The sequence below is a fragment of the Aminiphilus sp. genome, assembly GCF_029975095.1.
Classification (GTDB): Bacteria; Synergistota; Synergistia; order Synergistales; family Aminiphilaceae; genus Aminiphilus.
This window is the reverse complement of sequence record NZ_JARKPW010000167.1, coordinates 1-6,793: the sequence shown is the minus strand read 5'-3', so window position 1 is coordinate 6,793 and position 6,793 is coordinate 1. Positions and strand designations below refer to the sequence as shown.

Annotated in this window: 5 protein-coding genes; all 5 read right to left on the bottom strand. The window is 53.0% G+C overall.

Annotation, left to right across the window (positions count from 1 at the left end; all coding sequences use genetic code 11):
- Positions 1-97 precede the first annotated feature (97 nt).
- The 5 genes from Q1K49_RS10395 to Q1K49_RS10375 all read right to left on the bottom strand — a co-directional run bounded on the left by Q1K49_RS10395 (position 98) and on the right by Q1K49_RS10375 (position 6,649).
- A complete protein-coding gene (locus Q1K49_RS10395; protein ID WP_300525793.1) occupies positions 98-568 on the bottom strand; it encodes a prepilin-type N-terminal cleavage/methylation domain-containing protein in 471 nt (156 codons plus the stop codon).
- A gap of 163 nt (positions 569-731) precedes the next feature.
- Positions 732-1,898: a type II secretion system F family protein gene (locus Q1K49_RS10390; protein WP_300525791.1), complete on the bottom strand. Its 1,167-nt coding sequence runs from the start codon at positions 1,896-1,898 to the stop codon at positions 732-734.
- Positions 1,899-2,094: 196 nt separating this feature from the next.
- Entirely contained in the window at positions 2,095-3,171 is a 1,077-nt protein-coding gene (locus Q1K49_RS10385; protein WP_300525789.1) for a type IV pilus twitching motility protein PilT, read from the bottom strand.
- Between the two features lie 42 nt (positions 3,172-3,213).
- Positions 3,214-4,893: an ATPase, T2SS/T4P/T4SS family gene (locus Q1K49_RS10380; protein WP_300525788.1), complete on the bottom strand. Its 1,680-nt coding sequence runs from the start codon at positions 4,891-4,893 to the stop codon at positions 3,214-3,216.
- A gap of 588 nt (positions 4,894-5,481) precedes the next feature.
- A protein-coding gene (locus Q1K49_RS10375; protein WP_300525786.1) for an IS3 family transposase occupies positions 5,482-6,649 on the bottom strand; the annotation gives its coding sequence in 2 pieces (ribosomal slippage) (positions 5,482-6,373 and positions 6,372-6,649; 1,170 coding nt in all).
- Positions 6,650-6,793: the final 144 nt, after the last annotated feature.

Sequence of the window (6,793 nt, the reverse complement as noted above, 5' to 3'; positions counted from 1 at the left end):
AGCGCCATGGAAAAGCATTGCCGAGGAGGAAGATCTCTTTTGCACTTTTCGACCACGCTCTCATAGCATCATGCAACCTGCCATCGTTTTGCCGACATCATCTCGCTTTTTGAACCGCCCAGCCTTTCTGGGAAGCACTGTCGTAATAGGTGTCTCCGCTCGCAACCGCGCAACTGTTCGCTCCCCAAATCTGGAGCCCTTCATTTTTAACAATTTCTCCGAGCTTCCCTTGCACATCGCTCTCGGTCACGGCAACACAAACGAATATCCCGCTGCTGTCATCGCTGACGATACCATATTTCGTATTCGCCAATTCCTTATCCACATAGGTCTTCAAATTGTCCAATGTCGCCGCTTTCCCATCGCTCCAAAGCATCATGGCACCGGCCTTCATGGTCCGCAAGTCGGAAACGATCTGCGTTGCCTTCGCTTTTGCAGCGCCACCACCCATGAGAAGCATCATGCTTCCCGCGAGAATACCGATAATGACGATAACAATGAGCAGTTCAACCAGAGTGAAACCAGGAGCCTTCTTGACTCGTCCTGTTTTTTTCCGATTTTTTTCCATTTTTGCTTCGCCTCCCACAATTTTTTGATGGCTTTATTTTTTGAGATCTCTGATTGCGCTTACCCGTCATTAAAAACACCAATTAGGCCGTCTTGAAAAAAAGAATATTTTCGCTTTTTCTCACCGCCTCCTTTTTGCGTCTGATACATAAAAATAAACCCCGCTAAAGCATCGTTTGGATCGCACCAATAATAGGAAGGAAAATAGACAGTGCCACAATAGCGACGATACCACCCACGAAAAGGATGAGTACAGGCTCCAGCACTGAGGTGAGCTTCGACACTTTCTCGTCCAATTCCATTTCAAACCAGTCCGCGATTTTGTTCAGCATCTCCTCCAGGTGTCCGGTCTGCTCGCCGACGGTAATCATGTGCGCCACCATAAGCGGAAAAATCTTCTCTTTTTTTGCGGTTTCACCGAGAGGCGCACCTTTCCGTGCAGCTTCGCGGATATTGAGGAAGGCCGAGGCGACACGCGTGTTGTCGGCAACCTCGGCGGTCATCGTCAGACCGGACAGTATGGGCACCCCCGCCTGGACGAGTGACGCGAGAGTCCTCATCGAACGAGCCATAATTGCCTTCTGAAGAATATCTCCAGTGATGGGAAGACGCAGCTTCATTCTGTCCACATAGGGACGAGCTTTCGGAAAACGATTCAGAAGAAACAAAAAAAAGAACAAAAGCAACACGACACTCGCAAACATATACCATCTCTGTTTCATAAAACTAGACAAAGTGAATACAAAACGAGTCAGGCCTGGCAATTCTCCTCCCATCTGGTGAAAAACCGCCTCGAACTTGGGAACAATAAACGTCACGAGTATGTAGAGGACGAGAACGGCAAAAAAAAGCACGACCGACGGATAGGTGACAGCCGAGGTGATCTTTCGACGAAGCGCCTCCTGTTTTTCGAGAAAGAGCGCGAGACGGCTCAACGTCGTATCGAGAAGCCCCCCCTCTTCCCCCCCCTGAACCATGGCCACCATGAGCGGAGGAAATTCTTTGCGGGTCTTCATTGCAGCTGAAAGAGACCATCCTCCGTCAAGCAGTTTTTTTACCTGACCTATGGAGGCCGCAAGGCGCCTGTTCGACGTCTGATCCTTGAGAATATCCAGCGAGGAGGAGAGAGTCATTCCGGATCCTACCATAGTGGCAAGCTGACGAACAAAAATGGCCTTGTCTTTCGTAGCCACGGTGGAAATCAACTCAAGCCTGGATTTCCAGGCAAGGAGAGTCTTCGACAGACTTCCCTCACCCGCGGAAGCAGTCTCACCGCCGACGGTTTTCGATACGGAAATGGGGAACAAACCCTGTGATCTCAGCCACGCCACTAGACTCGCCTCATCCGATGCCTGACGAGTCCCTTCAACGACTTTCCCCATTCCCGAGCGGGCTCGATAACTGTAGAGAATGACACTGCCTCCTTCATCACCATATCGGCATTTTCCATTTATTATTTACTTTGATTCTAGTCGAGGAGTTTAAAGCTTACAATAGGTCTTGAGTTTCATTTTTCCTAACGTTTCTTTACATTGCATCGAACACAAGGCGTTCAAGGTCTTTGGGTTCATATGCATGCGACATCGCCTGTTCAAGGAGGAGCCTCCCCTCCCGCACAAGACGGGCGAGATCCTGGTCCATACTGTGCATTCCCAAAGCAGCACTGGTCTGGAGGATACTTTTGAGCTGTCCTGTCTTGCCTTCGCGAATGCAGTTCCGGACGGCCGGATTTGCGAGAAGAATCTCCGTGGCGGCCATACGACCGCCGCCCGGTAAGGCGATGAGCTGCTGGGAGCAGACTCCCACGAGGGCGTTGCTCACTTGTAAGCGGACCTGCTGCTGTTGATGAGGGGGAAAGACATCGATGATCCGATCCACGGTCTGGGCGGTATCGGGAGTATGAAGAGTAGCAAGGACAAGATGTCCTGTCTCTGCGGCGGTGACGGCCGCTGCCATCGTTTCCAGATCACGCAGTTCTCCGATGAGAATCACATCCGGGTCCTGCCGCAAAGCGCGACGGAGAGCCTCTCCGAAACTTTCCGTATCGGTACCTACCTCTCGCTGGTGGATCATGGCCCGTTCGGACACGAAAAGATATTCAATCGGATCCTCGATGGTCACGATGTGACAGCGACGGGTCATGTTAATCTGCTGCACCATCGCGGCAAGCGTCGTACTCTTCCCACTCCCTGTGGGACCAGTAACGAGAAAAAGTCCGCGGAGCCGCCTTGTCATGTCCTCCAGACACTCCGGAAGCTGCAACTGTTTCAGGCTTCGAATACTGCTCGTGATGAGGCGTAAGGCTATCGTGACATTTCCTCTCTCAAAGTAGCAGTTGCCTCGAAACCGAACGGGTTCCACCGGTGCGTCGAAGGAAAAACTGAAATCCAATTCCTTCGTTTCTTTAAGATGATCGATCTGTACTCGCGAAAGCAATTCCCCGGCGAAACGCCAGATATCCTCCACGGTGAGGGGAGCAACATGAGTCGCAAAATGAAGCTGGCCGTCGAGGCGAAAGGCGGGGGGGAAACCGACACCGAGATGGAGGTCACTGGCATTCTTACGAGCCATTTCAGACAGAAGTGTTGCGATGGAAGGTTGCATGCACTGTCGTCCCTTCTTTTCATCCTCATTCCCCGGAAGCCATCACGCCATGGAAACCTGGAGAACCTCCTCCAGGCTCGTCTCGCCCTGGAGAGCTTTCCGCAGTCCCTGCTCCCGAAGACTCCGCATGCCTCCTTCCAGCGCTTTTTTTCGCAGAGCCACCGCCGATTCTCCCGACACGACGCTCCTCTTCATTGTGTCATCCATGACCATAATTTCGAAAATCGCCGTTCTCCCCCTGTATCCCGTTCCCCGGCAGGAAGGGCATCCCACGGCCCGCCACACAGGGATATCCGCGATCAGGCCGAGACTGGCCGCAAGAGATTCCGAAAGCGCATAGCGTTCTTTGCACTCCGGACAAAGTTTGCGAACGAGACGCTGCGCGATCGTCGCAACGAGAGAGGATGCCACGAGAAACGGCGCGATACCCATATCCACCAAGCGCACAATACTGCTGGGTGCATCGTTCGTGTGCAGCGTAGAGAGAACCGTGTGTCCCGTCAGCGCCGCCCGTATGGCCATTTGGGCGGTAACGAGATCCCGGATCTCTCCCACCATGATCTTGTCGGGATCCTGCCGGAGAATGGAACGGAGACATTCCGCAAAGGAAAGCCCTGCCTTCTCGTTCACATGCACTTGATTGATACCCGAGATAGTGTACTCCACGGGGTCTTCAACAGTGACGATGTTCACCTCCGGCTTGTTCAGACGCTCCAGCATCGAGTAGAGCGTCGTACTCTTTCCGCTCCCCGTGGGGCCCGTCACGAGAAGAATACCGTGGGGAACGTTCAGCAGCTCTTCGATGAGTTCCTTGTCGTCAAGCTCGAAACCGATACGGTCCAGACCAACCATAGTATTGCTCTGGTCGAGAACGCGGATGACGACCTTTTCTCCGTAGACGGTGGGAAGAGAGGAAACACGAAGATCGATCCGATGTTCCAGGATCTTGATAATGATCCGCCCATCCTGGGGACGCCTTTTTTCGGCAATGTCCATGCTCGCCATGATCTTGACCCGGGACACCACCGCCGGATGCAATCCCCTGGGATATTCGAGTGCGTCGAAGAGAGCACCGTCCACGCGAAAGCGCACCCTGCTCGACCGTTCATGCGGTTCGAGATGCAGATCCGAGGCACCTTCTCTCACGGCCTGCTCCAGCATGTTGTTCACCAGCTTGACAACAGGTGCTTCCTCCGCCCCGACTCCATCCATCCGGGTGGTGAGCTCCGTTTCGACAATACCCTGCGAGGCCATGACCTCGATACCCGCATCGGTGAAGGTCTCCTGCACTATGTACGCCGTATCCAGGGCACGGCGGATCTCCGTCGGCGTCGCAAGGTTCATCTCCACTTCCATGCCCGTGAGCATGCGCAGTTCATCCAGGGCGAAGACGTTCAAGGGGTCACTGATGGCAACCGTAAGGAGATCGGAACCGGAAACCGACATGGGGAAAACTTCGAGACGACGAGCTATCTGCTCGGGAACCAGGCGGAGCGCTTCCGGCATGGGTTTGAAGCGAGAAAGCGAAACCAGGGGTTTTTTCAACTGTTGCGCCAGAGCCCCTGCAAGATGACGCTCCGTCACCCATCCGTTCTTGATGAGAACTTCTCCAAGGCGACTGTGTGTCAGCCGCTGTTCCTCCAACGCCCTTTGCAATTGGGATTCCGAAATGGCACCCGCCTTGACAAGAAGATCCCCAAGTCGGATTTTCTCCATGGTCATGCCTGCCCCCTTTATTGTCACTCCCCCATTGTACAAAAAAAAGACCCCTTGGGGGCATTTCTCAATGCCCAGGTGGGGTATCGCCGAAAGTAAACATGTCTCTCGGGACACGCAGTTTCTCAACAAAACACGAAACAACCTTCGAACTGCAGCCGCTCATCCGCCGCTCTCCAAGAACATCTTCGTAGACGGGAATCGGACTAGAAGTGAGAACGATGACTCGTGCTACGTGGATTTTTTGTGGAGTCGCTACAGTCGCCGAATCGCGCTGATCCGCACCATCTTCCTCGTCTCAGCATTCTTCGCTCGCTTTCCGCCTTCACGTTTCCCTACATGCGGCCGTTTCCTTTCGGGACACGTTTTCCCACGGTTTTCCGGAACGACGTCGCACAGTGTGTCAACAAAAAACAAATCCCTAGAAAAGCAGTAGCCGTCGGGGTTTGTGCATCTCCCGACGGCTACTGCTTAATGGTTGGTGGAGGGAACGCCGACCTACCGCAAAACAGTCTCAAAGCTCGCGCTCCTCGTAACTCTTTGATAATAAATTGGGTCGTTCGTCAATAGCTGACACCAAAACATTTAAGCAGCCTACTGCTCTTTGAAAAATTGTTTCTCATAGGCGACAGGGAAGAGATAACCAAGCCTCTTCTGCCGTCGCTGCCGATTGTAAAAGATTTCGATGTGCGTTGTGATCTGCCGTATAGCTTCCTGCCGGGTTTCGTAACGGCGATGATGAACGAGTTCGTTTTTCAGCACACCCCAAAAACTCTCAATGGGCGCGTTGTCATAGCAGTTCCCCCGACGGCTCATTGATGCCCGCATTTTGAACCGGGCAAGGAGTTTTCGGTAGCCCGCGGCACAGTACTGACTGCCACGGTCGGAATGATGAATCAAACCAGCCGCAGGCCTCTTGGCAGTGACAGCGCGAAACAGTGACTGGGAGACCAGATTCTTTGTCATGCGTTCTCCCATGGCGTAGCCCACAATCTCTCCGGTAAAAAGATCCTTGTGACCGGCAAGATATAACCAGCCCTCGGCTGTGGGGATGTAAGTGATATCCGTTACCCAGACTTGATTCGGGGCCTCCGTGACAAAGTTTTGTCCTAAAAGATTTGTGGCAACCGGCAGCTTGTGGTTTGAGTTTGTGGTTGCCTTGAACTTTTTGACCTGTTTGCAGCGAAGCCCCAGTTTCCTGCGAATCCGTTTGATCCGGTGAACTCCAATGTGAACGTCGTGGCAGGCAAGCTCTTTCTGCAGACGTTCCGGACCGTAGGTTTCTTCCGTTCTTTTATGAGCCGCTATAATTTCGAGTTCGAACCGTTTTTCCTCTTGATTCCGGGGAGAATCCGGTCGTTTCAGCCAGGCGTAGTAGCCACTGGTTGAAACCTCCAGAACCCGACATAGCTGAGGAATCGGATACTTCGGTCGAAACCGCCTGATTACCGCGTACCGGACAGCGACTCCCGGGCAAAGTACACGGCGGCTTTTTTAAGATATCGCGCTCCTGTTTTACTTGAGCAAGCTCTCGTTTGACGCGCTCAAGCTCCTCCTCAACCTGCGTGAGGGGGCGCTGCTCGCCGCCAATATCGGAAAGTTTTCCGGCCTTGTACGCTCTCACCCAGTTTTCCAGGGTCGACTTGGGCAGGGAGAGTTGACGCGATGCTTCATATGCGGTCAGGCCGCCTTCAATGATCATGTTGACGGCTTCATGCCGAAATTCTTTCGAATAGCGACCGCTCGTTGCGTTCTTTGCCATTCAGACACCTCCGTTTTGGTTGGATAGTAACTTTGGTGTCCGATATTTTCAACTTACCTCAGTGTCGCCTCTGCGGTTTTCAATGATCTGCTTTGCCTGACCTGTTTTAGCCATAGAGCCCCATTACCATCCCATCTCAGTAGT

Bases quoted from the DNA above. Each gene is read 5' to 3' on its own strand.
- Q1K49_RS10380 (WP_300525788.1), bottom strand. From the start codon at position 4,893: ATGACCATGGAGAAAATCCGACTTGGGGATCTTCTTGTCAAGGCGGGT.
- Q1K49_RS10385 (WP_300525789.1), bottom strand. From the start codon at position 3,171: ATGCAACCTTCCATCGCAACACTTCTGTCTGAAATGGCTCGTAAGAAT.
- Q1K49_RS10395 (WP_300525793.1), bottom strand. From the start codon at position 568: ATGGAAAAAAATCGGAAAAAAACAGGACGAGTCAAGAAGGCTCCTGGT.